Annotated in this window: 19 protein-coding genes; 10 read left to right on the top strand and 9 right to left on the bottom strand. The window is 56.9% G+C overall.

The window, feature by feature from the left end:
• Nucleotides 1–8: 8 nt before the first annotated feature.
• Nucleotides 9–2,264 carry a TonB-dependent receptor gene (locus tag HOC_RS15170; protein WP_162174870.1) on the bottom strand — a complete coding sequence of 752 codons (2,256 nt, stop codon included), beginning with the start codon at nt 2,262–2,264 and terminating at the stop codon, nt 9–11.
• A gap of 111 nt (nt 2,265–2,375) precedes the next feature.
• On the opposite strand from HOC_RS15170, the gene HOC_RS21410 reads away from it, so the two are divergent.
• Together HOC_RS21410 and HOC_RS15160 are read left to right on the top strand one after the other, a co-directional pair.
• A complete protein-coding gene (locus tag HOC_RS21410; protein ID WP_162174869.1) occupies nt 2,376–3,332 on the top strand; it encodes a LysR family transcriptional regulator in 957 nt (318 codons plus the stop codon).
• A gap of 532 nt (nt 3,333–3,864) precedes the next feature.
• Nucleotides 3,865–5,619 (top strand): carboxylesterase family protein, encoded by a 1,755-nt coding sequence (locus tag HOC_RS15160; RefSeq protein WP_084146358.1) that lies wholly within the window; start codon nt 3,865–3,867, stop codon nt 5,617–5,619.
• Nucleotides 5,620–5,725: 106 nt separating this feature from the next.
• On the opposite strand, the gene HOC_RS21405 is transcribed toward HOC_RS15160, so the two are convergent.
• From HOC_RS21405 to HOC_RS15130, 4 genes are all read right to left on the bottom strand, one after another.
• Complete coding sequence (locus tag HOC_RS21405) at nt 5,726–7,504, bottom strand: carboxylesterase family protein (RefSeq protein WP_084146357.1); 1,779 nt, start codon at nt 7,502–7,504, stop codon at nt 5,726–5,728.
• Nucleotides 7,443–9,536, bottom strand: a complete 2,094-nt coding sequence (locus HOC_RS15140) for a beta-glucosidase family protein (RefSeq protein WP_035540098.1) — start codon at nt 9,534–9,536, stop codon at nt 7,443–7,445. Before HOC_RS15140 ends, HOC_RS21405 begins: the two co-directional genes overlap by 62 nt.
• 101 nt (nt 9,537–9,637) lie before the next feature.
• Entirely contained in the window at nt 9,638–11,929 is a 2,292-nt protein-coding gene (locus HOC_RS15135; RefSeq protein WP_084146355.1) for a TonB-dependent receptor, read from the bottom strand.
• A gap of 98 nt (nt 11,930–12,027) precedes the next feature.
• Nucleotides 12,028–12,708 carry a TetR/AcrR family transcriptional regulator gene (locus HOC_RS15130; RefSeq protein WP_051624946.1) on the bottom strand — a complete coding sequence of 227 codons (681 nt, stop codon included), beginning with the start codon at nt 12,706–12,708 and terminating at the stop codon, nt 12,028–12,030.
• 142 nt (nt 12,709–12,850) lie between these two features.
• On the opposite strand from HOC_RS15130, the gene HOC_RS15125 reads away from it, so the two are divergent.
• From HOC_RS15125 to HOC_RS15090, 8 genes are all read left to right on the top strand, one after another.
• Nucleotides 12,851–14,212 carry a glycoside-pentoside-hexuronide (GPH):cation symporter gene (locus HOC_RS15125; protein ID WP_084146354.1) on the top strand — a complete coding sequence of 454 codons (1,362 nt, stop codon included), beginning with the start codon at nt 12,851–12,853 and terminating at the stop codon, nt 14,210–14,212.
• Complete coding sequence (locus HOC_RS15120) at nt 14,209–15,972, top strand: sulfatase family protein (protein ID WP_051624945.1); 1,764 nt, start codon at nt 14,209–14,211, stop codon at nt 15,970–15,972. The genes HOC_RS15125 and HOC_RS15120 overlap by 4 nt, the downstream gene beginning before the upstream one ends.
• Before the next feature lie 40 nt (nt 15,973–16,012).
• The gene (locus HOC_RS15115) at nt 16,013–16,888 is read left to right on the top strand and encodes an alpha/beta hydrolase (RefSeq protein WP_162174866.1); all 876 of its coding nucleotides are present in this window, start codon (nt 16,013–16,015) and stop codon (nt 16,886–16,888) included.
• 154 nt (nt 16,889–17,042) lie between these two features.
• Nucleotides 17,043–17,918 (top strand): formylglycine-generating enzyme family protein, encoded by an 876-nt coding sequence (locus HOC_RS15110; protein WP_241767052.1) that lies wholly within the window; start codon nt 17,043–17,045, stop codon nt 17,916–17,918.
• Nucleotides 17,919–18,338: 420 nt separating this feature from the next.
• Nucleotides 18,339–18,788 carry a ribose 5-phosphate isomerase B gene (rpiB, locus tag HOC_RS15105; RefSeq protein WP_035540090.1) on the top strand — a complete coding sequence of 150 codons (450 nt, stop codon included), beginning with the start codon at nt 18,339–18,341 and terminating at the stop codon, nt 18,786–18,788.
• Between the two features lie 89 nt (nt 18,789–18,877).
• A complete protein-coding gene (locus HOC_RS15100) occupies nt 18,878–19,591 on the top strand; it encodes an SAM-dependent methyltransferase (RefSeq protein WP_035540087.1) in 714 nt (237 codons plus the stop codon).
• Nucleotides 19,588–20,415 carry a TIGR03084 family metal-binding protein gene (locus tag HOC_RS15095; RefSeq protein WP_241767050.1) on the top strand — a complete coding sequence of 276 codons (828 nt, stop codon included), beginning with the start codon at nt 19,588–19,590 and terminating at the stop codon, nt 20,413–20,415. The genes HOC_RS15100 and HOC_RS15095 overlap by 4 nt, the downstream gene beginning before the upstream one ends.
• Nucleotides 20,416–20,477: 62 nt before the next feature.
• Complete coding sequence (locus HOC_RS15090) at nt 20,478–21,275, top strand: crotonase/enoyl-CoA hydratase family protein (protein ID WP_034744287.1); 798 nt, start codon at nt 20,478–20,480, stop codon at nt 21,273–21,275.
• Here HOC_RS15090 and mmsB read toward each other — a convergent pair.
• The 4 genes from mmsB to HOC_RS15070 are packed head-to-tail and all read right to left on the bottom strand — an operon-like array spanning nt 21,272 to nt 24,971.
• Entirely contained in the window at nt 21,272–22,162 is an 891-nt protein-coding gene (gene mmsB / locus HOC_RS15085; RefSeq protein WP_035540083.1) for a 3-hydroxyisobutyrate dehydrogenase, read from the bottom strand. The two genes, HOC_RS15090 and mmsB, sit on opposite strands and share 4 nt — an antisense overlap.
• An 8-nt stretch (nt 22,163–22,170) precedes the next feature.
• On the bottom strand, nt 22,171–22,947 hold the full coding sequence (locus tag HOC_RS15080) for an enoyl-CoA hydratase-related protein (protein WP_035540081.1): 777 nt from the start codon (nt 22,945–22,947) through the stop codon (nt 22,171–22,173).
• A 36-nt stretch (nt 22,948–22,983) separates the two neighbouring features.
• On the bottom strand, nt 22,984–23,469 hold the full coding sequence (locus tag HOC_RS15075) for a hypothetical protein (protein ID WP_035540079.1): 486 nt from the start codon (nt 23,467–23,469) through the stop codon (nt 22,984–22,986).
• 5 nt (nt 23,470–23,474) lie between these two features.
• Entirely contained in the window at nt 23,475–24,971 is a 1,497-nt protein-coding gene (locus HOC_RS15070) for a CoA-acylating methylmalonate-semialdehyde dehydrogenase (RefSeq protein ID WP_035540076.1), read from the bottom strand.
• Nucleotides 24,972–24,998: the final 27 nt, after the last annotated feature.

Genomic DNA, 24,998 nt, shown 5'->3' with positions numbered 1-24,998 from the left:
TCCGGCGGCTAGAATTCATATCGAAGCTCCAGGCCCGTCGTTCTGGGTTGCCCGAGCCGCTCGGTCGTCGCGCTCTCGAAGATCACATACTCTTCGTCGAAAATATTGTTCGCAAAGGCGGCGAGCTCGAAATTGGCGATCTGAAACCCGAGCCTAAGGTTCAGAAGTTGATAGTCATCCAGGTCGGGAGTTGCTGCTGTGAGCTCCTGAACTCCGCCGGACTGACCATAGTAGAAGGCGTTCGAGATCAGGTTGACAGAGTCAGTCAGACGGCGGCTGTAATTTAGGTTCAGCGAGCCGATCCATTCAGGTGTCTGGGCCGTGGCCAGGCCTTCAAGTGGCCCGCCGGTCACTTCACCATCCTGGCGCGACAGCGAAAAGGCCGCGGCCAGGTCGCCGCCAGCGATCTCGAACTGGCTGTTTGCTTCCAGTTCGACGCCCCATGTCTCGGCTTGGCCCGTATTGGTCAGGAAGCTTGTCGACAGGACCGGGCATTCCGGAACGGTGGCACCGCATCCATTGTCGCGCTGGACGATGAGATCGTCAGACTGGGACAGGTAGGCAGCGACCGCCACATAGAATTTGTCTACGCGCCCCTTGAGACCTGCCTCGTAAGCCGTCGAGGTTTCATCATCATATGAGGACGGGATAGGGATGGGCTGTTCCGGCACGCCTAGATTGGCATTGAAGCCGCCGGCGCGATAGCTTGTCCCGGCTTTGCCATAGACCTGCCAATCGGGAGCGAAACGGTAGGCGAGGGTACCAGTGTAGGACACATTATCAGATGTGCGGTCGGCCATGAAATTGAAAGCATCCCCGCCTATCTGCGCGCCGCTCGCAAAATCGAAACGGCTGGCATCGACACTGCGTTCATCATCCGTGTAGCGCAGTTCTCCTGTCGCGGTCAGACGATCACTCAGATCGACTTGGAGAGAACCGAAAACCGCGTAGGAATCATAATCGACGACGAGGGGACCACGAAAACCCGTGACGGTTCCGGATACCGGATTGGTCGTGCCGCCAAGATCGGACCCCTCACTCGTCTGGGTCAGGTATTCTATGCCGGCCAGCCATTCGACACTGTCCTGCCAGGCCGTCCCGCTCAGATAGGCAACTTCCGTAAAGATTTCCGTCTTGTCTTGCGCGCCGCCGAAACTGCCGCCATTCAAGGGGACGAGAATGACGCCCTCGGCGAAGAGCTGCGCCAGGATCTCCGGGGTGGCTCCATCCGCATCGAAGACGTAGTCGGATTTCCGCTCACGGTACATCGTCGTTGAATACAGCGAGGCCCAGCCGAGATCGTATTCGAGATTGATCTGTCCGGTCGTAATATCCTGTGTGGCCGTTGGTGCTGTGCTGTGCGGGTATTCGTACGGATCCTGGACATAGCCGACGGGAAAGACGCCGCCGGGGGCGATCGAAACGCGGTAGGTAATGCCGGGCACGTCCAGATCCTGATGCTCTCCAAGGAAGGTCACATCGAGGCGGTCGTTGCGATAGCGCATCTGCGCCCGCACACTTCCGCCATCCCGGTCGTCGAAGAAGACGTCATTCGGCCGGTCATAGAACAGCCCATCATCCTGGGTGACGCCATCGACGCCCAGCCGGAAGGCCAACGAGTCCGAAGGTGCGAAATTGGCCACCGCCTGACCCTCGACGGCCTCGGTTTCCGCCGTGTACTTAAAGTCCACATAGCCGCCAGTCTCGAACTGGGGCCTGGTGGTGATGAGGTTGACCGCTCCGCCGACGGCGTTTCGGCCATAAAGAGCTCCCTGTACGCCGCGAAGCACCTCGATGCGCTGGGCGTCAAAGATATCGACCCGGGCGAAACTGCGCCCGCCGATCAGCCCGCCACCGATATAGGCACCGTCACGATAGAGCCCGACACTCGGATCCGCATTGGTTGCCCGTGCAGTTGACGAGCCGCGGATGGACACTTCTGAATTGACTGGAGACGACGTGTCGAAAAAGCGGACACCCGCCTTGCCGGCCAGAATGTCGCGAGCTGTGCGCGGGCTGCCACGCTGTTGCAAATAGTCTGATGATAGAGCCGTTGCAGAGCCGGGAACGTCCGTCAGCCGCTCGGTGCGGCGCCGCGCCGTGACATAGACGACGTCAAGCGTGTTAGCCGTTTCTGCCGGGGTGGAATCTTCACGATCTGGCTGGCTGGTTGATACCGGCTGCTGCGCACTGTCCTGAGCGTAGGCCGGCAATGCGGGCGACAGCATAATCGCCAACACGCTGCATGTATTACGGGTGTTCAAAGCTGTTCCTCCCCAATCGTTCCGCCATTTTTCGCGGTTGTCTTGGCAGGAAGCCTCCGACATGCCTTTAATGAATTCAAATGAATATGAAGTTGCAAGGTTATGAGCATTATGCATATCAGGAGTGTTGATCTCAACCTGCTGCCCATCCTGACCGCGGTCGTAGAGGACCGCAGCGTGACGGTTGCCGCCGACAAGCTGGGGATGACTCAGTCAGCCGTCAGCCAGGCCTTGTCGCGCATGCGCAAGCTCTGGAAGGATCCGCTTTTGGTGCGGACAGGGAGGGGGATGCAGCCGACGCCTTATGCGCTGGAACTGACACGGAAATTCCGGCCCGCACTGGAGTCGCTGACTGCGGCGCTTGCGAAACCGGCTCCCTTCGATCCGGTGCAGGCATCGCGAACTTACACGATCAGCATATCCGGCGGCGGAGACGACATCGTTGTGCCCGCCTTAATGCAGCTTCTTTCCCGTGAGGCTCCTGACATCTCACTTTCGACGCTTGCGGCGAGCCCCGCTGACCTTGAGAGGGAACTGGAAGACGGACGTGTCGATCTCGTTATCGACTATGCCCTTGTCGCTCCCGGCGAAAAAGCCCGATTACCACGCTACAATCGCGCTCTGAGATGGGCGAAAGTCTACGAAGAGGATCTTGTCATCCTGGACGCAGCCAAGCGGGCAAGCGATATGCCGATGACGCTGGAAACATATGCCGGACGCTGGCATGTCGGTTTCACGCTACCGGTCAGCAGGGCCCGTGTCCTCGACCGCAGTCTGGCCTTACAAGGTGTAAGACGCGATATACGGTTCCGGATGCCGACGATTGCCTCAATCCCTGCGGTCGTTGAAAGGACCGGATCTCTCGCCACTATTCCGGCACGTTTTGCGGAAAGTTGCGAACGCCGTTACGCGGTGAAGGCACGCACTTCTGATTTTCCCTTGCCGCGCATCGTGCTTTACCTGGTTTGGCATGCGCAGACGGACAATGAGCCTGCAGAATTATGGCTCCGGGAAAAGCTGATGCATATCATTGCCTGGCCCGAGACAGAGACCACAATGGGGGCATAAACTCCATGCGCATGCGTGCCGGTCTAGCGGAATTTTCTGCCCTGTACATACAGCTAAATAGCGCTTGTCCGTTATTTCTGACCTGCTGGGGATAGATCATTTCACCGTCGGGAAGCACGGCTGAAGATTAGCGCATAGCTATACTGCAACTCTTTCCCATGTCGGCGAGTTATCAGTCAGTCCTCGGAGGAGGTTGAGACCACTCCGCATATCATGGTGATGCAACAATTACGGAAATCAGTACATAGATAGACACTGCGCAACGTTACTTACGGAACAGTTTCGGCCGCCTGTTTGCGGGTCGCTCTGCTGACGAACCAATCCCTTATACACCCAGACAATACATGCTCAGAAAGCGTAACTTTGCACGACATTTTATATTTTCATCCTATTGGATGGTTTTAAGTCCTGCTAGTGTAAAGTGTCGCGAAATGCCGGGTATTCCAGTGATGGCTACCTGCAAAGCGTGAACAAGCGATCACGGCAAAGGTCTTTTGGGACGACAAAAAAATGCCCTTAGGGAGGAGCAAAAATGACTGATAAATGGCAGAAAACAAAAGTAATCGTGGCGGCAGCTGGGATTGCACTGCTCGGCGCGTGCCGCGACGAGGAAGCGGACACCGTTCATACGCAGGACCCGACGACATCGAGGACCATAGGGCAGGGAGAATTGATTGGATTTAGGACTGGCAATGGCGGCCCCGCCTGGTTGGGTGTCCCTTATGCCGCACCCCCTGTAGGGGATTTGCGTTGGCGGGCACCGCGTTCACCAGCAGCGTGGACAGGGGTCATGGAAGCTGTCGTACAGCCTGACTGGTGTCCTCAGATTACCAATCAGCTCGATGAGTTTTACGGGATTACCCAGGGCGAGCTCAGGGGCAACGAAGATTGTCTCTACCTGAACATCTATGCGCCGTCCGGCACGCCGCCGCCAGAAGGATGGCCGGTTATGGTCTGGTTGCATGGCGGTGCAAATATCTGGGGACGCGCGTCACAGTATGACGGGTCTATCCTCGCCGAGGAGCAGGATCTGGTCGTTGTCATTCCTCAGTACAGGATTGGCCCTTTGGGTGCGCTTTCAACGCCAGCTCTGCGTGAATCACCGCAAGATCCGCACGATGTTTCACCCAACTTCGGTTTGCTCGATGCCGTTGCCGCGCTGGAATGGGTTGAAGACAACATTGGGGTATTTGGTGGCGATACCGCACGTGTGACCCTGTTTGGCGAAAGTTCGGGAGCTATTGCGACGCTCGGCCTGCACGTCTCCCCGCTTACCCAGACCCTGTTCCAGGGCGCAATTGCACAGAGCGGCGTGCCGATAAGCATCTCCGTGGATCGTGCAGAGAACGGTGGCAGCGGAACCAAAAATCCATCCTCTCAGGTTATTGATAGCTGGTTCCCTGAAAACCCTGCGCACGATGGAGATGATTTGAGGACATTGCCTCTGGACACTATATTCGATGCCTATCGCCCAAATGATGAAGTCAATTTCAGCGTACCGTCGATGATCGAAGACGGCATTGTAATACCGGACGCTGGTGTTTTTGAGACACTCGCGTCACCCAATGGTTTTGACAATCGCCCATTGATGATTGGTTCGAACCGGGACGAAGCCAAACTCTTCTTCGGTTTCGATGAGGAGTTTACCGGTTCGCTGGCGGGAATCCCTTTCATCCGGGACCGGCAATTCTACGACACATTCACGTCAGCGCTTAGCCGCACATGGCGCGTAACCGGTGTTGTGGAGCCTACTGAGCAACTCATCGATGATGCTTTCGATGGTTTGTACACCTATCAGTTCGATTGGGACGAGGAGGGGTATTACTTGATTGTGGATGTCTCGCGCCTTCTCGGGGCGACTCATATCATTGAGGTTCCATTTGTGTTCGGTACATTCGATAATTTCTTCGGCGATGCTTCCGCCATGATCTATCATGCGCGCAATGAAGCCCGCCGGCTCGAATTGTCCGCGCAGATGATGTCATACTGGGCCCAGTTCGCCTATACCGGTGCGCCGGGAAGAGGCCGAAACGGCAACTTGCCTTTGTGGCAATCTGCGGCGAGTGTCCTTGGACCTGAGACGATGATCCTGGATACAAGCTGGGATGGAGGACTGCGGATGTCGGCAGACGACGACTCTCTGGAAGACATTATGTCGGACCTGTCCGGCTCCGGCGCAATCAATGCAGAAGAGAAATGCCGCACGGCAATGGAGATGAACCAGGTATTTGGTCTTGCCGCACCGGAACTGGCCGCTTTCGCGCAACAACTTTGCTCGAATACATAAGGCGCCGGTGCTTGGTGTGATGGCGAAGAAACTCGCACTTGAGCGACGCTGAACTGGTCGGACTGGCCGCACTCATATATGGCCAGTCCTTGCTGGCTTGGGCCGCTTATCTTTTCAAGGGGTCGCAGATTTGAGCGAGCTCCGCTAAGGTGTTGGCCGAAGCGACCATGCCGTAGGCTCGCTGCAGGCGTTCGACCAGGTCACAACGGCGGTCGTCTGTATCGAGAGCAGGGTCCCGATCGATTGCATCCAGAAGAGCGTCCAATCCCAATGTCTCCGGGACGGGCCGCACGCCGCCGTCGGCGGTCGTGTCGAAAACCATCGTATGCTGAAGGTCATGATCATCGGAGACGACAGGCCAATGCTGGCAAGGGGCTGAAAAAATCCGTTCCCCAGACCCTTGATGGGCAAACTGCCCCCAGCACGCCATCATGATCTCAGACAGTTCAATTCGACGGGACTCGTTGGCACTGGTGAACAGCTTCCGGTCAAGCCGGCCCAGAAAGTTACTGAACCGCCCAAACACGAACGGCACTTCAAGACTGTGGGCAGCGCCGAGCAGATGGCTGAGATCGGTCGGGCCTGCGGAGCCTGCCTCGTCCCAGTCGAAGCGATAAGTCCGAACGGGGCCAGCCGAATGAAGGGCAAGCTCACTGGCAAAGGATGAAACACCGATAACGCGCCACAGCCCCGTCATGTAAGTAGATGTGCTGTCATAATATTCAGCGTCTCGGGCTTTCGGGAAAACGCCGAACACTTTTTTTGTGAAAGCAGGGTCGAAAGCCAACAGGTATTTTGCTTCATCACGGTTCGAGCCGAGTATGACGGGAATATCAGCGCCGGACTGGTGTATCACAACCGCCTCGCCAAGCGAGATGGCAGGTAAGGTATGACCATCCTGAATAACCGTTGGGGTACGTCCAGTTTTAAAGGCGGAAAATATTGCCTGTAATGGGGCTGTTCTCAAATCCTCTGCATCGGGATCGCTATCCGCCGTAAAGGTTTCGGCTGCCGGCACTGCGCCGATAGCGACGCCTGCGATGCCGTTTCGCGCAAGATCAAGAGGCAAGCTGGATGGAAGCGCGCTTTGCACGATTGCCGCGCGGTAAAGCCCGTCAACGTCCGGCATCGCCAGAAGCGCCAGCACATTGTTGCCTCCGGCGCTTTCCCCGAAAAGGGTCACGCGAGCGGGATTGCCGCCGAATGCGTGGATATTCTCAGCGACCCACTCCAGACCCATGACAAGATCCAGCAGGGCAAAGTTCGCAATGCCATCTTCGAGCGCGGGATGGGCGAACCACCCCAAGGGACCGAGCCTGTATTGGGCGACGACCACGACAACCTGTTGTGTCTCGGCAAGGCGCGCTCCGTCATATTGTTCTGCGCGCCCCCATACATTTGAGCCGCCATGAATCCAGAACATGACGGGCAGCTCGCTTTCAGGAGACGAACCGGATGGGGCGTAGATATCAAGAAACAGGCAGTTCTCATCTCCACGCATTTCGCCTTTCGGCAGGCCCGATAGCGCATCTAGTCCGTTGGTTATCTGCGGACACCACGTCCCGTGCTGGACCGCTGGAAAGGTTTCTTCCCAAGTATTTGCGATTTGAGGCGGACGCCAGCGCAAATCCCCAATGGGCGGCGCGGCGTATGGAATACCCAGCCATGCGCGGGCACCATTGTCGGTCTTTCCGCCGACAATCGTTCCCGACCGGATTTCGATTGTTGTTTCGTCTGACGCTTCAAGGGGCTGGGGCGGAACATAGACAGGTCCCCCACATGCCGTAAGCCAGAGAATGAAGACGAGCGGAAGCCAGATAGTCCTAACGTCCAAGGCATGTCTCCTCTTCAAACTCCACCTCGACACAGAGATTTTCAGGGTCATTCGCGGATCTTGCAATTACGATCTTGTGTGAGCCAGACTCGATCTTCCAGGTGGACGCTTCAGGATCGTACCAGGCCAGGTCTCTTGGTTCGACGCGAAACCGTACTTGCCGGCTTTCGCCAGGACCGAGTTCGACCCGGTCAAAGCCTCGCAAGCTCAGTCGCGGGCGCTCTGCAGCTTTTCCAGGCCAGCCAATGTAAAGTTGAGGCGTATCTATTGCGCGCCGGTTTCCTGTATTCACAACAGTCACGAAAGCTTCCAGCCCTCCGTCCAGTACGCGCTGAGAACGCAGATCGGAATATGCGAATGTCGAATAGGTTAGGCCGTAGCCGAACGGAAATCGGGGTTCGCGATCTTGGCGTTGGAGGAGTGCGTAACCGTGCCAGTAGCCATAATCCAGCGTGATGGCCGTACCGTCGAAAAGCGGATAATCTGTAGCATCGCGTACTACGCTGAAGGGAAGCCGTCCCGAGGGGCTCACATCGCCGAAGAGTAGGCGTGCGAGGGCCGCACCTCCTTCCATACCGGCATAGAAGGTCTGTAGCGCAGCGGGCACATCATCGATCCACTCTTCAACCATCACCGCCGAGCCAGCGACGATGACCACGATCGTTTGAGGGTTTTCTCTGGCGATGTTGCAAATCAGGTCAATTTGATCTGCAGGCAGCGAAAGGGAAGTGCGATCGCCGCCAATGGCGGGGCTATCATTGCGACCGCGTGCACCGTCCAGTATGGCGGCCAGACTTTCAGGAATATCGTCCTGCCCGAGATTGATATCCTGCGGGATAAATTCGCCTTCTTCCGCAGCAGTGTACCCCACGACAACGATTGCAGCGTCGAACGATCTCGATGCCAGGCCGGCGACTTGAGGGGCTGACTCGTCGCCGGCAAATGTGACTTGTTCACTACCAAGACAGGCGGTCAGTCCTTCCAGAGGGGTTACAATATAGGGGGGACTGACCCGGGAAGACCCGCGATCGCCAGTATTTTCAAAGTTGGCGAGCCTGCCAAATACTCCAAGATTCTGTATTGTGGTTCGGTCCAGGGGCAATGTCCCAGTATTCTTTAGAAGAACAGCGGACTTTTCAGCAACTTCACATGCGAGTCCTGTATGAACGTCGCAGGCAACGAGGCTGGCAGGGTAGCTCTCCCGTGGATCTGCAGTCTCCTCAATGACTTTCAATGTCTGCAGCATGCGCCGCACGGCTTGGTTGACGACAGCTTCGTCAATAGCACCTTCGCGAACAGCCTTGAGGAGTTTTTCACCGTACCAGGCTGGTTCGGGATTTTCGATGTCAAGTCCAGCTTCTGCGCCATGCGGGCTATAAACACCAAGAACCCAGTCAGAGTGAACGAAACCCTCAAAACCCCACTCACGTCTCAGAATATCTGTCAGCAGATACGCGTTCTGACCACAATAGGTGCCGTTTATCTTGTTATAGGCGCTCATGACGGACAGGCATCCGGCTTCAATGATCTTTCGAAAGTGAGGTAGATAGACTTCGCGCAGCGTCCGTTCGCTTACGCGGACATCAAGCTCGAACCGCGTATTTTCCAGGCTGTTCAGTGCAAAATGCTTCACCGTAGAAATGACGTTGTGATGTTGTGTGCCGCTAGAAAGCGCGGCGCCCATTTCGCCCAGGTGGTAAGAGTCCTCTCCATAGGTTTCCTGCGCTCTGCCCCAGGCAGGGTGGCGCAGCAAATTCACGCAGACTTGCCCAAGCAAGTTCACGCCCTGGGCGCGGGCTTCGATCGCCATCACTTCGCCAACACGCCACTCAAGGTCGCGATCGAAAGTCGCGCCCCGGGCCATGGAGCAGGGAAAACAGGTTGAGTGACCGACGATCACGCCTCGCGGTCCATCGCTGAATTTGAAACCTTCGATGCCAAGGCGCTCGTTCGCAGCGCCAGCAGGATATGGTTTTGCACCCCATTTCTTGGACTCTGTATGGATGCGATAAAAACCGCTGCCCGACATCATCGCGATCTTTTCCTCAAGCGTCAGCTCAGTGACGATAGCATCGATATCCATGGCGTGCGCCGGGCTTTCACGCCAGTGTGAATCGGAAGGCATGTAGGTTCCTTAAAAAAACCGGAGCCGGCTACAGCCGGCCCCGGGGAGTGGAGGTTAGATCAAAAGGAAGCTGTGAGCCGCGCGCCGACATATCGCTCGGAATCGCGCGGCAAATACTGGCTGATAACGCCTGCGTAGAGCGGATCTGAAAAAACGTTTGCGGCGTAAGTTTCGTCCAGCAAATTGCGAACGAAAACAGAGGCACTCCAGGCGCCGTCCTCGTCTTCAATCCCAGCGCTAAGGTGGAGAAGGCCATAGCCATCCTGAACCGTATTCGGGTTCTGATCGATCTGGAACTGCACTTCGCTCTGCCAACTGCCGTCGAGTTGAATAAAGCCGTCAAAGACCTGGCTGCTAAGCGGGATGTCCTGGCGAAGGCTGGCAGTGAATCGCCAGTCCGGAGAATTCGGAAGGTCTTCGCCGGAAAGATCCTGGGCGCCATTTACACAGCCTTCCGGTTCACTTTGGCCTCTGTAACATTGTGCAAAGGGAAAGCTTTCGACCTTGGCGTCCGTATAGGCGATTCCGCCCTGAAGCAGAGTCGTGTCGGTCAGAAGCGCGCTGGCGTCCAGCTCCAGCCCTTTCGTACTGACTTCCCCAGCGTTGGCGACGACGATGGTTGAGGCGGCAACGTCCCGTTCCTGCGCCTGAAAATCTGTATACTCAGTCCAGAAGACGGCAGCGTTAAACTGCAAGCGACTATTTGGTGTCTGCACTTTGAGCCCTGCTTCATAGCTGTCAGACAGTTCGGCATTGACAGGCTCCGTATCCTGCGGCGCGGTGAAGATCACGTCAAAAGCACGTCCCTTGTAACCGCGGGCATAGCGTACATAGGTCATGACATCGTCATTCCATTGATGGCGCAGGCCAATATTACCTACAAGTGCGGTGTCAGACGTTTCTCCATCGATATCAGCGGGTGTCCCCGCTGTTCCGCCGAGTGGGAAATCACCCGGTTGCAATGTATTCGCGGGATCGCGGAAGACCTGATATTCAAGCGTTTCATCGATCAGGCGCAGTCCGCCGAAAAGCGTTGTGCCCTGCCCAAAGCGAAGATTGCCGCTGGCGAAAACAGCATAGTTCTTGTTGCCGACCGATCCGTTGAACTGGCCACTCTGTCCGGCGATGCCTAGAGCGGTCATGGCTTCGAGGCGTCGCCGGAAAGAACGATCGAGATCAAGATCGAAAAGGTATGCTCCAATCATGAAGTCGAAATGGTCCCATTCAGGCGAGGCGAGGCGAAACTCCTGTGAAGTCTGTGAAAGGCTGGTCTGGCCACTGTTCAGATCAAATGTGATGACACCCGGGATAGGATCTTCAAAATTCAGAGCATCGACGTCGATATTGTTTTCGAAATCCCATTCCCGGTAGGCGGTAATCGAGGTGAACGTGAACCCGTTGTCAAACATGTACTCGGCCTTGCCGGACATGCCCCACTGTTCGCTATTGTTGTAGACTGGAGCATTCAGATTGGTCTGTCGGTTCTCGGGGCTGGCAATTACGGGATCGAGAAGGGCATCCAGGGTGGCGCCGACGACCGGGTTCAGCGCTGTAGACGTGTCACGTATCTGGTAGGCGCAGCAATCCTGCTGGGTATCGCGATAGTCGGCGATAAAAGTCAGATCGAGCGCGTTGCCGGGCTCTATCAGGAGTTTGCCGCGCACCCCCCAATTGTCATATCCATTCAGGTCGCGTCCGTCGGGCGCATTCTTGATGTGCCCCTTCAAGGATTTTGTGAAGGCCGTGAGCCTTCCGGAAACGGTGTCCGATAAAGGCCCCGCGAGCGTTCCGCGCAGGGCATATTCATCGCCTTCGGCAATCGTGGCATCCAACTTTCCGGTCATTGTGTCCGTTGGTGCCTGCGTTGTGACCGAGATCACGCCTGCTGATGCATTCTTGCCGAACAGGGTGCTTTGAGGACCGCGCAGAACCTCGACGCGCTCAACATCGACCAGGTCCTGAAAGCCCTGGCCCTGACGGGCGAGAACAACATCATCAATGACAAAGGAAACGCTTGGCTCGACGCCAGAAGAAAATACTTCTGTTCCGACACCGCGAATTCGGACCGAGCTGTTCAGGTCATTCGAGCTCTGAGTGAATGTCAGGGAGGGCACCAGTGTGGCCAGTCCCTCAATCGAGGAGACCCCCGATTTCTCCAGGTCTTCCCCGGATCGTGCAGATACAGCCACAGGAACATTCTGCAACGTTTCAGCGCGCTTGGTAGCGGTCACCATAACGGTGTCCAGCTTGCGCTCTTCGTCATTTACAGAGTCCTGAGCCGAGGTCGGCATTGCAAGACAGGTTCCCAGTGCAATGCATGAGGCCGTCAGGGCCAGGCGAGTAGTAAGCATAAATTATCCTCCCGGTAGACTGGTTTTCCAGTTATTCATCCGAATGGATGGTTTTCATGTCGAAAAAGTTTTGTCAACCAGGATCTCGGGACTTTAAGTCAGGAGCCAAGCCAAGCGGGCAGAGGCGGCCAGTCGCTGCGCATGCGCGAGGGATCCCTGAGGAGGAAAGCAAAAACTGAATCGATATGGGCTTCGATGGCGGCATCGGAGAGAATATCGACGCCATATAGCTCGTGGGCCTCGGCCGCGAGCACGAAGGGCATCTGGCAGATGGACGTGATCATGAAGATCAGGGATGGGTGCCAAGCGTTCGGAAGGTTGCCATCTTCCATGTGTTTTCGAGTAGGTCGAGCATACACGGCATGACCGGGCTTAATGAAATTCTCGACCATCCATCGCAGCCGCTCCCCCCCGCGAACTGATTCTGAAATCATGATGCGCGCGTGTTCAGGGTGCTTTGCGCAATAATATATATATCGGCGAAGGAATGCTCTGTAGCCTTCAAGTGTATTGAGCTCTGGAGGGGTGCCATTTTCGAAGCCGAGCTCGGCCCGCAGGCGCTCGAACATATCCGTAACGGCTTCTCGCCACAGTTTGTCCTTGGTGCCGAAGTGGTAACGAATCATTGCGTGGGAGGCCTCAGCCTCGTTCGCAATGTCGCGCGTATTGGCGGCATCGAAGCCGCGCTCCGCAAAGTGACGTCTCGCGACCACAAGGATGCGAGCCTTGGTCGCTTCAGCTCTTGCCTGAACGGGCTTGCGCGCCATTTTGCCGGACATCTTATTTCTCCCTTCAGCACCAGAAATTTATATAGATAGGTTGTTAAAGCGTCTTGCCGGTTTGTGCAGGTTGCAACAGAAAAACCTTCCAATTGGATGAACTATTGGTCTAAACCTGCGAAATAAGTAATAATTAGGGGTGATGCGAAAGCCGATGGCGGACAGTGGAAGACCTTTGAGGGCGAGCTCCATAATTGGGTACGGCTCAGGAGATTTTGGATTAAACCTGTTTTATACGGGCCTGAATCTTTATCTTCTGTTTTACTATACAGACGTCGTCGGCCTTGAGCCGGGTGTGGCAGGGGCCATCTTCATGGTCGCCCTCCTGTGGGATGCAGTGACAGATCCGTTCATGGGAATTGTTGCATCGCGCACCCGTTCGCGATTTGGGCGATACCGGCCATACATTCTCTTCATCGGCCCTTCACTAGGGGCGAGTTTTGTCCTGCTTTTCGCCGGTCCCGTGCTTTGGCCAGACGCTGCAGTACTCGCATGCTTTCTGACGCATCTTTTCTTCCGAACTGTCTACACGATTTTCGGCGTTCCTTACGCTTCGCTCAGTGCCGCCATGACGACAAGCGGCAGGGAACGTACGTCCCTGTCAGGCGCGCGTATGCAGTTTGCGACGCTTGGGGCCATTACGACCGCCTTTCTAACGCCCTGGCTCGCCGAACTGCTTGGTCGGGGCAATCTGGCCAATGGTTACCTGCTGACAGCCATGATTTATGCCGTCATCGCCCAAATCGTCTTCTTCATTGCATTCGCGTCCGTGCAGGAGCGCATAGAGACGGAGCGATCAAGTCTGACGCTCTCGTCAACCTTCAGGGCCGTGAAAGGCAATCTTGCTTTCTGGGTGCTGTTTGCGGGTGTCGTGGTCAACACCGTCGCGTCCACGATTTTCACGAAGTCCATCGTATATTATGCGCGCTATATCATCGGAGAGGTGGGTGCCGTGCGTGAGGCGCTGACGCTATACACATTGGCAGCTTCAGCGGCGGTGCTGGGATGGATGCTGATGGCCCGGTACACATCCAAGTCCCTCGTGCTGACGACTGGTCTGCTGATTAATGCCGCGATCCTGCTGCTGCTCTATGTTCAGGCGCCTGAGGCGAAACCTCTCTTTCTCACCCTGACCGCGATGGTGGGGGTCGGGACGGCCGCCACAATTGTAGCGTTCTGGGCCATGCTCCCGGACACGGTCGAATACGGACAGTGGAAAACGGGGGTGAGAGATGAAAGCATATTCTTTGGCCTGTTCCAGTTTTCCCAGAAAGCTGCCTCCGGACTGGGCGTCGGGGCAGTTGGCATGATCCTGCAGGCAATAGGGTATGTAGCGAATGTTGAACAGGCGCCTGAAACGATTGCCGGCCTGCGGGTGACGAGCTTTCTGCTGCCCGCGATGGGGGTGGCCGTAGCTGCATTGATTGTACAGTTTTATCCCATGAAGAGAGACCGCCACGAACAGATTGTGGCACTGTTGAAGGACAGGGAGATACATTCATGAGCCTCCGGATATGTTTGATCTGTGCACTGTCATGGCTTGCCAGCTGCCAGGCTCAACCGGGCGCTGGGCTGAACTCGCCGGCGACGCCTAACATTCTGTTGGTCGTGTTTGAGGACATGAGCCAGAAAATCGGGGCTTTCGGCGATCCGATTGCCACAACACCGATCCTAGATGCGTTTGCCGAGGAAAGTATCCTATATCCCAATACGTTCACGACAGCGGGTGTTTGTGCGCCCTCGCGCGCGGCTCTCATTACAGGCGTTCATCAGCAAAGCCTGGGCGCGCAGCATATGCGCACGCACGCATTTGGAACGACCCACGAGCCTTCAGGCTACGAGATTGGGTATACGGCCGTGCCACCACCTGAGGTGAAGGCCTTTCCAGAGCTCATGCGACAGGCTGGATACTATACCTTCACTGGGTATGGTGGCTGGGTCATCTCAAACAAGAAAGACTATCAGTTCGGAACGCCATTTACGATCTGGGATGACGACAGTGTGGAGGCGAGCTGGCGCGGGCGGGCTTCTGGGCAGCCTTTCTTCGGCATGGTCACGCTTGCCACGACGCATGAATCCTTCCTGTTCCCCGAGCAAGCTGTGCGCACGACCGATCTTGCCGTCAAAACAGCGGCTCGAAATTCGAAACTGCTCGCCGGAAAAGAAAAGCTGACCCGCCCCGCCGACGTCATCGTGCCTCCCTGGCTGCCCGATACACCCGAGGTCAGGCAAGAGATCGCGGCCCAGTATGACAACATCGCCTTTACGGAGAAGAAACTCCAAGTTCTGCTTTCCGATCTTGAGGCGGATGGCCTGGCTGACAACACTATTGTGATTGTGACGACGGACCATGGCGATGGGTTTCCGCGCGCAAAGCGCTCCCTCTACGATTCGGGTATTCGTGTGCCGCTGATGATACGTCTGCCGGGCGGCGAGCACGCAGGTGAGGTGCGCGATGAGCTCGTAAGTTTTGTCGATCTTGCTCCGACTATTCTGTCGACGGCGGACACGTCCGTGCCCGCATGGATTCAGGGTCGGGATTTTCTGGGCTCTGACCGCGATTTCCCAAATCAATACGTATTTGCATCAAGTGACCGCATGGACAGCGCGATGGACCGCATGAAGGCCGTTCGGGATGAAAGATACAAGCTAATCCGGAATTACCGGCCGGAGGTTCCATTGCTGCCGCGGATCGCATTTCGGGAAGAACTCCGGTCGATGCAGGCCTTCCGTGCATTGAGCGCGACGAACGGTCTGAGCCGTTTGCAGAATAGCTATTTCGATACACCTCGTCCGACGGTCGAAATGTATGACACGCTGGGGGACCCGGAAGAGACGCGCAATCTTGCGGGTGAGGAGAGACTGTCCGCCGTCCAGAACCGACTGGCGGGAGCACTTGACGACTGGCTGCTCAGGACACCGGACTGGTCAGCGGTCACCGAGCGGGAAATGGTTGAGATGATGTGGCCTGCTGGTCATCAGCCTGTGACCCTTGCACCGAACCTTCGAATTGAAAAAATGTCTGACCAGGCCGTCAATATAACACTATCCTCGCCAACAGAGGGCGCCTCACTGGCCTGGCGATATGAAGGCGAAAGCGACACGGAATGGCGCGTCTATACTGGTGGCACCCGAATACCGGCAATCGCCTGCATTGATGTCAAAGCTGTTCGTTATGGATATGAAGCCAGCGTGAATGCTTCGAAATGCATGTATTCGGATGAGGTGCTCCTTCCGAGCGGGACTCACGAAGTGGACGAATAAAATGTGTCTTTGGAGCAAAAGCATTGCGCTTGGTCTGATCATGGCAGGCATTGTATCGTGCCAGACACCTGAAACCCTCGCGCCCATCCAGGAGGATGCGCGGCAGATAAAATTGCCTGATGTGCCAGTTCCAGTGTCGGCGCCCGACGCAGAGGTCGTCACGTTGGGCTTAGGGACCGAGAATCAGGAGCAATGGGAACATTTCCTGAACCAGCTTATTGTCCGGAATGTCACCAGTCCAGACTTGTATCCAGTGCGCCCCTCAGCGAAAAACAATAATGGCAAGTCGGTCATTGTCGTACCCGGTGGTGGATATGCCTTCGTGTCCGTTGAGAATGAAGGCTTTCCTGTTGCACAGCGCCTAGCCGAAGAGGGGTATACGGCATTTGTTCTGAAATATCGGACCCGAGAGACTCCAAGATCGCCTAGCGAGTTTCTGGATCAGATGGCCAAGCAGTTTGCTAATCTTGGGAAGCAGGACCGAAAACCCTATCATCCGGCGATTGAGGATCTTGGAACTGCCATTCGCTATGTGTCGGAGAGCTGCCCCGAATACGATTGTACGTCCGGGAAAGTAAGTCTGATCGGCTTTTCCGCAGGGGGTATGTCCGTGATGAAAGCCTTGGAGAATGGTGCGAGCGGAACTTTCATAGATAAGGCTGCCCTGATCTATCCACCCATGTCACAATCGATCGAATCTGACCTGACAATTCCGATATTCTTGGCCATCGCGTCTGATGATCCACTATTCGAGCAGGGAGGGTTCAGCCTCCCAAAGGTTCTGTCAGAGATGGCGGGATCCCTCGAGTTCCATCTATACAGCCGCGGCGGCCACGGGTTTGGTACATTGAGGAAGGGGACCACCAGTGCGGCTTGGCTGGAACAATATATATTATGGCTTGCGGCAGACAACTGACCTGCCAATCAAAGCCAATTCAGTATGAGCTGAACCGATATATCCGGAGGATTCTTCATGTGTGCATGTCGCCCTTGGACCAAGATTCAAAAGGATTTCGACATTGAGTCCTAGATATACCAAACTGACGGTCTGGAGATACATCCTTCTGTGCGTGTTTTTGATTTCACATGGTGCCGCAGCAAACGCGGACGTTTCTAAGACCTGTCCAGGAGAACATGAACAATCGATTGTCGACTTACCCAGTGGACGGTTTGTACGGGATAGCTCTGACCGATCTCCTGACGAGAGACCGGTGAGAACTGTTGAAGTTGAAGCATTCCGGATCGATGCAAGAGAAGTGACGAACAGGGAGTTCGCCAACTTCGTGGAGGCCACTGGCTATCTGACGCTGGCTGAACGCAAGCCCTCAACTGGCATGCACCCGGACATTCCCAATGAGCTATTGGTGCCGGGCTCAGCCGTGTTTGTTCTTTCCGGTGATGGACACACAGGTGGATGGCGCTTCGTCCGCGCGGCCTCATGGCGGCAACCCGAGGGGCCTGGCTCATCGCTCGACGACAAGTGGGCGCATCCAGTTGTTCACATCGCCTACGCCGATGCTCTTGCATTTGCTCACTGGAGGGGCGGGCGTCTACCAACGGAGGCGGAATGGGAGTATGCTGCTCGTGGCGGGTTGGACCGCGCTACATATGAATGGGGCGAGGTGGCGCCAAGCTTAGAGCCATATCGTGCCAATACATGGCAGGGCATATTTCCATTCACAAACACAGGGAGCGATGGGTTTGTACAATCCGCTCCAACGGGATGTTATCCACCAAATGGCTACGGTCTATATGATATGACGGGCAATGTGTGGGAGTGGGTAGCCGACAAAGATATCGATCACAATCGGGGCTTGCTCAAGGGAGGATCCTTTCTCTGTGCTGACAATTTTTGCCGCCGCTACCGCCCTGCGGCAAGGATTTTCCAAGAACTCGATTTTTCGGCCAACCATATCGGTTTCCGGGTCGTCTATGATAAGGAATAGCCGCTAAGGTCGTGATGACGAGTGATCGAATTGGAACGGAGAAGTCAGAGATACCGTCAGAATCAGAGGTAATAGATCGATATCCCGCTCGCGATTTCATCCTTTGTCCGGCGTGTAGTTGTCCAAACAGGAGGAGATTGAGGGCGGGGTAGGGGCTGTGGTTTTGGAGACACAGATTGGGTGATCTGCAATATGACTTTTCGATAGTGAAGAGGTTGCTGCGTTGATCAGAAGTCTGTCAACTTGTATCTTGATCCGGGCGTTCATCATCGAGAACCCAGCCAAGCTGGATAATCTGTGGAATGACGGTACGTTTATCCACAGCTTTCTGTATAACACTGATTTGATTTAGTATTTTATCCTCGTTCATCATCGAGTGGGAATAGGCTGGATCAGGCCAAAGAGACGGACGACTTACAGATGACAGTGAATAAGCGGATCGTTCTTTCCAGCGATCATGGCGCGATTGAGCTTCGCCAGGCGATTGCCGCGCATGTCACGTCCAGGGGCTGGGTGGCGGTCGATATTGGACCGACGACAACGGAAAGCACAAACTATCCCACGCATGGTGAAGCGGCGGCGCGTCTCGTCACGTCGGGCGATTGCCAGTTGGGCATTGTTCTTTGCGGCACGGGGCAGGGGATCATGATGGCGGCGAACAAGGTGAAGGGCATCCGTTGCGGTGTTTGCGCCGACACGTTCTCGGCGCGGATGCTACGCGAGCATAATGATGCCAACATGCTTTCCCTCGGCGCACGCGTTGTGGGGCAGGGACTGGCGCTGGATATTGTCGATGCGTTCTTGGCCGCGGAGTTCGAGGGTGGGCGACATGCCCTGCGCGTGGACATGATCTCGGCGCTCGAGGCTTAGCGCCGCGACGTCGACCCAAACAAGGGGTAGTCTTTTCCCGCGCACAAGCCATGATGCATTCCTGCCATCAACAAGCGAGTTGCCGAGACATGCTGGAATTTATCAGGAAGCGCGACGTCGAAGGGATGTACCATGCCGGCATCCCGCAAAAAATGAAGTGGCAGGCTGACGCCGTACACCTCAAAACATGGCAGGACCTTGCCGTGTTCAAGGAGATCGCCGATGCCGACCGCAAGACGATCGGTGAGATTGGCGGCGGCGTTTCGCGCATTCTGCCTTTGTTGAAACGCTCCAATACATTGTTCAATATAGAGAAATTCGAAGGGGAGGGAAACGGCCCAAAATCCTCTCATTCCATCAAGGGCGTGAAGGTCATTGATGCCTACATTGGCGATTCCGCTGGCCTGATCGCCGACGAGACGTTCGACATCATGTTTTCCGTCTCTGTCATGGAGCATGTCCCCAATCCGGCCCTACCAGCATTCTTCGCCGATCATTTCCGGGTGATGAAACGCGGCGGACTGGCCTTTCACGCGATCGATTTCTATGTCGAGTCCGGCTTGGCAGAAGACAACAATACCGTGGCGCAGCGGCGCCTCGACCTCTACCTGAGTATCGTGAGCGAGAACCCGCAAATCGCGTTCATTCGGTCGCCAGCGGACACACGCGTTCGTTTTGCATCTGATTTTGCGACCAATCCGGACCAGGCCATGTTCAACTGGAACAGTTCTGTGCCCGCCCTGTCGGAAAAGCGCCGCGACGCCCAGTCCGTCTCGCTGATGCTGGGATTTCGCAAAACATGATTCAAGGAAACGACACATTAAACAAGCAGATGCCGCAGGCGCGGGATTTCCTGGATGAGAGCAAGGCCCTGCATGCACTGATCGCGCCGCTGGGCGATGCCGCATTCGGACAGGCGACGGCCTTCAAGGGCTGGACGATCAATGATGTGCTGCGCCACCTCCACTACTGGAACTGGATGGCCTGGCTGCAGCTCAATGACGAAGCGCTGCTGGTGGCCCAGATGAAGGCTATGGCGCGAGCAGGCGGTATGCGGCCGGTCGAGATCGCACACGTGGATGGCGCGGCAGGGCAGGACCTGGTGGCGATCTGGATAAAGCAGGCAGAAGCCACCGCAGCGGCCTTTACCGATGCAGATCCGAAGGCGCGCCTCAAATGGGCCGGGCCGGACATGAGCGCGCGCTCATCGATCACGGCGCGGCTGATGGAAACATGGGCGCATGGGCAGGAAGTGTATGACCAGCTGGGCGTCGTGCGGGAGAACGAAGACAGGATCCGCAATATCGTCGTGCTGGGCATCAATACGTTCGGATGGACGTTCCGGAACCGGAAGCTGGATGTACCCGAGCCAATGCCGTTTGTGTCGCTGACGGCGCCGTCTGGCGAGGTGTGGACGTATGGCGAGCCAGATGATGCAGAGCGTATTGAGGGGCGCGCTGATGAGTTTGCCCAAGTGGTGACGCAGACGCGCAATATTGCCGATACCAAACTTAAGGTGACTGGCCCGGTGGCCACGCAATGGATGGGTTTTGCCCAGTGCTTTGCAGGGGCGCCGGAGAACCCGCCTGCACCCGGCGCGCGGCGCACGATGGTGCCCCAGCAGTAGACAAACGCTGCGCTGCCTGCCAGCACAGCGGACAAAGCAAGAAACCAAGGGACCTGAAACACATGTCGATCCTCCTTCTCGAAAAACGCGGCCCGATTGCCGTTCTGACGCTCAACCGCCCGGACATGATGAATGCGCTGGGGCAGGCAGGCGATGGCCCGGCCGTTGCTGCCGTGTGCGCCGAAGTGGTGGCAGATGCCTCGATCCGCTGCGCCGTTCTGACGGGTGCAGGCCGCGCATTTTCGGCGGGCGGTGATGTGAAGGCAATGAAGGAGCGGTCGGGCGCGTTCGGTGGTTCGCCCTATGACGTGCGGAGCGGCTATCGCGACAATATCCATGTCATCGTGAAGTCGCTCTACAATATGGAAGTGCCGTTGATTTCGGCGATCAATGGCCCGGCCATTGGCCTTGGCTGTGACGTGGCATGCATGGCGGACATTCGCCTCGCGGCAGACCATGCAAAGCTGGGCGTGACGTTCCTGAAACTGGGCCTGATCCCGGGCGATGGCGGCGCGTGGCTGCTGCCGCGCCTGATCGGTGCATCACGTGCGGCGCAGCTGCTGTTCACCGGCGACGTGATCGATGCGGCGACGGCGAAGGAATGGGGGCTTGTCTCGGAAATCTATCCGGCAGACCAGCTGATGGACGAGGCGATGAAACTGGCCGAACGCATTGCGCAGCAGCCGCCACAAGCCCTGCGGCTTGCCAAGACGCTGATGCGTCAGGCCAACATGGCCTCATATGACACGATCATGGAACTGTCGGCCTCGGCACAAGCACTGATGCACGAGACCGAAGACCATATCGAAGGCGTCAATGCGATCCTCGAAAAGCGCAAGCCCGAGTTCAAGGGCCGCTAGAGCTCTCCGCGCACGTCCTTGATGACGCCGGAGAAGTCGAGACCGCCGAAGCCTTTTTCGTCCAGCTTGGCATAGATGGTTTCGGCCATCTCGCCGAGCCGGATGTCGGCGCCAGCTGCGTGGGCGGCATCGGCTGCGAGGTGGAGATCCTTCAGCATCATGGCGACGGCGAATCCGGGCTTGTAGTCACGGTTGGCGGGTGACGTTGGCACCGGACCGGGGGCGGGGCAGTAAGAGGTCATCGACCAGCACTGGCCGGACGCCGTGGACGAGATATCGAAGAATGTCTGCGCGTCGAGACCGAGCTTGTCAGCCAGGTTGAACGCTTCCGACGTGGCGATCATCGAGATACCGAGCAGCATGTTGTTGGCGATCTTGGCGGCCTGACCATTACCGCTAGCGCCCGCATGGAAGATGTTCTTGCCCATTTTCTCGAGAAGCGGCTTGGCGCGGGCGAATCCGGCATCAGGACCGCCGCACATGAAGGTGAGCGTGCCGGCCTCGGCACCGGCCGTGCCGCCGGAAACGGGCGCGTCGACCATCATAAAACCGGCAGCTTCGGCTTGGCGGGCGGCCTCACGAGCATCCTCGACGGCGATCGTCGAGCAATCGAGGAAGAGCGTGTCCTTCGGCGCGTTGGCGGCGACGCCGTCCGGGCCAAAATAGACACTGAGGACGTGCTTGCCGGCGGGCAGCATGGAGACGACGACTTCTGCGTCAGCGACGGCTTCAGCAACGCTCGCCGCGCCCTTGGCGCCGGATGCTTCGGCTTTGGCTATGGCGTCCTTGCTCAGGTCGAATGCGCGGACGGTGTGGCCTGCCTTGGCGAGATTGGCGCACATGCCGGCGCCCATGTTGCCGAGACCGATGAAAGCAATGCGTGTCATTTCTACTCCTAGCGATCCGTGAATTTCGGGTCGCGTTTTGCGGTGAAGGCTTCCATGCCTTCCTTCTGGTCTTTCGTGCCGAAGAGGCCCTGGAAGAGGCGGCGCTCGAAGCGGACGCCTTCCGTTGTGGGTAGCTCGAGCGCGCGGCCGACCATTTCCTTGGCGGCCATGATCGAGGGCAGGGAGTAGGTGCCGATCGTCTCTGCCACTTCCATCACAGTGCTCATCAGCTCGTCATGGGGCACGACGCGGGAAACGAGGCCGATGCGATCAGCCTCTGCGGCGTCGATCATGCGGCCGGTCAGGACCATGTCCATGGCCTTGGCCTTACCGACCGCCTTGGTGAGGCGGACCGAGCCGCCCATGCCGGGCGTCACGCCGAGCTTGATCTCGGGCTGGCCGAACTTGGCTTTCTCTGAGGCAATGATCAGGTCGCACATCATGGCAAGTTCGCAGCCGCCGCCGAGGGCGAAGCCATTAACGGCCGCGATGACGGGCTTGCGGCAGGCGGCAAAACGGTCCCAGCCAGCGAAATAGTCCTCGACATACATGTCGGAGAAGCCTTGGGGCTGCATCTCCTTGATGTCGGCCCCGGCGGCGAAGGCGCGGCCCTCGCCGGTGAGCACGGTGACCGCGATATCCGGGTTGCGGTCGATCTCGGCAAAAAGGGTCGCCACTTCGGCCATCACTTGCTGGTTCAGCGCATTGAGGCTCTCGGGACGGTTCAGTGTGACGAGGGCGACGCGCCCGTTATGCTCGAAGGTGATCGTGTCAAAGTTACTCATGATTTTGGACCGTTTTCAGTGATAATTGTTTAGACGTCATTCTTTCGGGAGCAGGCATTGTTCGCCATTTTGAAATTTGAACGCAATTGAAGAAGCGATTTCCGGCAAGTCCCTTTGAGAATACAGCCAAATATGAACGTATTGGGGCCAGTCATTTGAAGACTGCATCAAGAAACTAATCTGATCGTCACTGGATCCGACAGTTCGATATAAGCGAATACTACTGGGATTAGCGCAGGACACCTCTATCGTCTCCTCAGAGATCGACGGGGCATTGCCAACATATGCTCCACCTATGGTCGCGTCTTCACTGAGTATGGAGAGCAACGCAAAATCAATGACCGTTTTTGGATCGCTAACGGTCAGACTCCCTGAACTTTCGATCTGCAACTCACCTATGACAGTAATATTGCGCTCCTCTGCCCACGCGCTTGAAGCGTGGATAGCGAGGAAGAGAATCAAAAAACGCTTGAGCAGACCCGTGGACCAATAGTGAATTTTCCGCAGTTGATTCATTTGCATAAAGACTAGCCCATGGTCGGAATGATGAATGCCTGGTCTCCGATATCACCTTCGGGCCATCTTTGGGTAATTGTCTTGATCTTCGTCCAGAAACGGACGCCTTCGGGGCCGTGCTGATTGGTGTCGCCGAAGGCTGAACGCTTCCAGCCACCGAACGTGTGATAGCTCACCGGCACCGGGATCGGCACGTTGATGCCGACCATGCCGACATTGACCTGCGCAGCGAACTCGCGCGCGGCGCGCCCGTTGGACGTGAAGATCGCGCAGCCGTTGCCGTACTGGTGGTTGGAGGGAAGCGCGGCAGCTTCTTCCAGGGTTTCAGCGCGCACGACCTGAAGGACGGGGCCGAAGATCTCTTCCTTGTAGGACTGCATGTGCGGCTTCACATTGTCGAACAGCGACGGGCCGACGAAGAAGCCATTTTCGTGGCCCTGCAGTGTGTGGCCACGTCCGTCCAAAAGCAGGTCGGCGCCTTCATCGACACCCATCTGGATGTAGGATTCGATTTTGGCCTTGTGGGCCGCAGAGACGACGGGGCCGTAATGGGCTTCTGTGTCGGTCGAGATGCCGACCGTGAGGCCGCGCGCGGCATCCAGCATACGCTCAACGAACTCGTCACCGGTCTTCTTGCCGACAGTGACGGCGACAGGAAGGGCCATGCAGCGTTCGCCAGCGGAGCCGTAAGCCGCGCCAACGATATCCTTGACGGCCTGTTCCATGTTGCAGTCGGGCATGATGATGCCGTGATTTTTCGCGCCACCCATGGCCTGCACGCGCTTACCGTGAGCTGTGCCGGTGGCATAGACGTACTGGGCGATGTCGGACGAGCCGACGAAGCTGACGGCCTTGATGTCAGGGTGCTTGAGGATCGCATCGACGGAGACCTTGTCACCGTGGACGCAGTTCAGGACGCCAGCTGGCGCGCCTGCTTCCATGAAGAGTTCGGCGAGGCGCAGGGGAACTGACGGGTCTTTTTCGGAGGGCTTCAGGATGAATGTGTTGCCGCAGGCGATGGCGACGGCGGACATCCAGCAGGGGATCATGGCGGGGAAGTTGAAGGGCGTGATGCCGGCGACGACGCCGAGCGGCTGGCGCATGGAATAGACGTCGATGCCGGGGCCTGCGCCTTCGGTATATTCGCCTTTCTGGAGGTGCGGGATGCCGCAGGCGAATTCGACCACGTCGATACCGCGCTGAACGTCACCCTTGGAGTCCGCGACGACCTTGCCATGTTCGGAGGAGAGGAGTTCGGCGAGTTCGTTTATATTGGCTTCGAGCAGGCGCTTGAATTCGAACATGACGCGCGCGCGGCGCTGGGGATTGGTCGTGGACCAGCCGAAGAAGGCGGCCTGAGCGCTTTGGACGGCTGCGTCGAGTTCGGCTTCCGTTGCCAGCTGCACGCGCGCCTGAACCTCACCGGTGTTCGGATTGTAGATGTCGCCGAAGCGGCCCGATGTGCCGGTGACCTGTTTGCCGTCGATGAAATGGTGGACGTCGCGCATGCGTTGAATTCCCTTTGTCTTCTGATT

The organism is Hyphomonas oceanitis SCH89 (assembly GCF_000685295.1).
GTDB classification, from domain to species: domain Bacteria; phylum Pseudomonadota; class Alphaproteobacteria; order Caulobacterales; family Hyphomonadaceae; genus Hyphomonas; species Hyphomonas oceanitis.
The sequence above is the reverse complement of the archived record's forward strand: the minus strand, read 5'-3'. Positions and strand labels throughout refer to the sequence as shown.

Bases quoted from the DNA above. Each gene is read 5' to 3' on its own strand.
- HOC_RS21410 (WP_162174869.1), top strand. From the start codon at position 2,376: ATGCATATCAGGAGTGTTGATCTCAACCTGCTGCCCATCCTGACCGCG.
- HOC_RS15160 (WP_084146358.1), top strand. From the start codon at position 3,865: ATGACTGATAAATGGCAGAAAACAAAAGTAATCGTGGCGGCAGCTGGG.
- HOC_RS21405 (WP_084146357.1), bottom strand. From the start codon at position 7,504: ATGACCCTGAAAATCTCTGTGTCGAGGTGGAGTTTGAAGAGGAGACAT.
- HOC_RS15140 (WP_035540098.1), bottom strand. From the start codon at position 9,536: ATGGATATCGATGCTATCGTCACTGAGCTGACGCTTGAGGAAAAGATC.
- HOC_RS15135 (WP_084146355.1), bottom strand. From the start codon at position 11,929: ATGCTTACTACTCGCCTGGCCCTGACGGCCTCATGCATTGCACTGGGA.
- HOC_RS15130 (WP_051624946.1), bottom strand. From the start codon at position 12,708: ATGTCCGGCAAAATGGCGCGCAAGCCCGTTCAGGCAAGAGCTGAAGCG.
- HOC_RS15125 (WP_084146354.1), top strand. From the start codon at position 12,851: ATGCGAAAGCCGATGGCGGACAGTGGAAGACCTTTGAGGGCGAGCTCC.
- HOC_RS15120 (WP_051624945.1), top strand. From the start codon at position 14,209: ATGAGCCTCCGGATATGTTTGATCTGTGCACTGTCATGGCTTGCCAGC.
- HOC_RS15115 (WP_162174866.1), top strand. From the start codon at position 16,013: ATGGCAGGCATTGTATCGTGCCAGACACCTGAAACCCTCGCGCCCATC.
- rpiB (WP_035540090.1), top strand. From the start codon at position 18,339: ATGACAGTGAATAAGCGGATCGTTCTTTCCAGCGATCATGGCGCGATT.
- HOC_RS15100 (WP_035540087.1), top strand. From the start codon at position 18,878: ATGCTGGAATTTATCAGGAAGCGCGACGTCGAAGGGATGTACCATGCC.
- HOC_RS15095 (WP_241767050.1), top strand. From the start codon at position 19,588: ATGATTCAAGGAAACGACACATTAAACAAGCAGATGCCGCAGGCGCGG.
- HOC_RS15090 (WP_034744287.1), top strand. From the start codon at position 20,478: ATGTCGATCCTCCTTCTCGAAAAACGCGGCCCGATTGCCGTTCTGACG.
- mmsB (WP_035540083.1), bottom strand. From the start codon at position 22,162: ATGACACGCATTGCTTTCATCGGTCTCGGCAACATGGGCGCCGGCATG.
- HOC_RS15080 (WP_035540081.1), bottom strand. From the start codon at position 22,947: ATGAGTAACTTTGACACGATCACCTTCGAGCATAACGGGCGCGTCGCC.
- HOC_RS15075 (WP_035540079.1), bottom strand. From the start codon at position 23,469: ATGCAAATGAATCAACTGCGGAAAATTCACTATTGGTCCACGGGTCTG.
- HOC_RS15070 (WP_035540076.1), bottom strand. From the start codon at position 24,971: ATGCGCGACGTCCACCATTTCATCGACGGCAAACAGGTCACCGGCACA.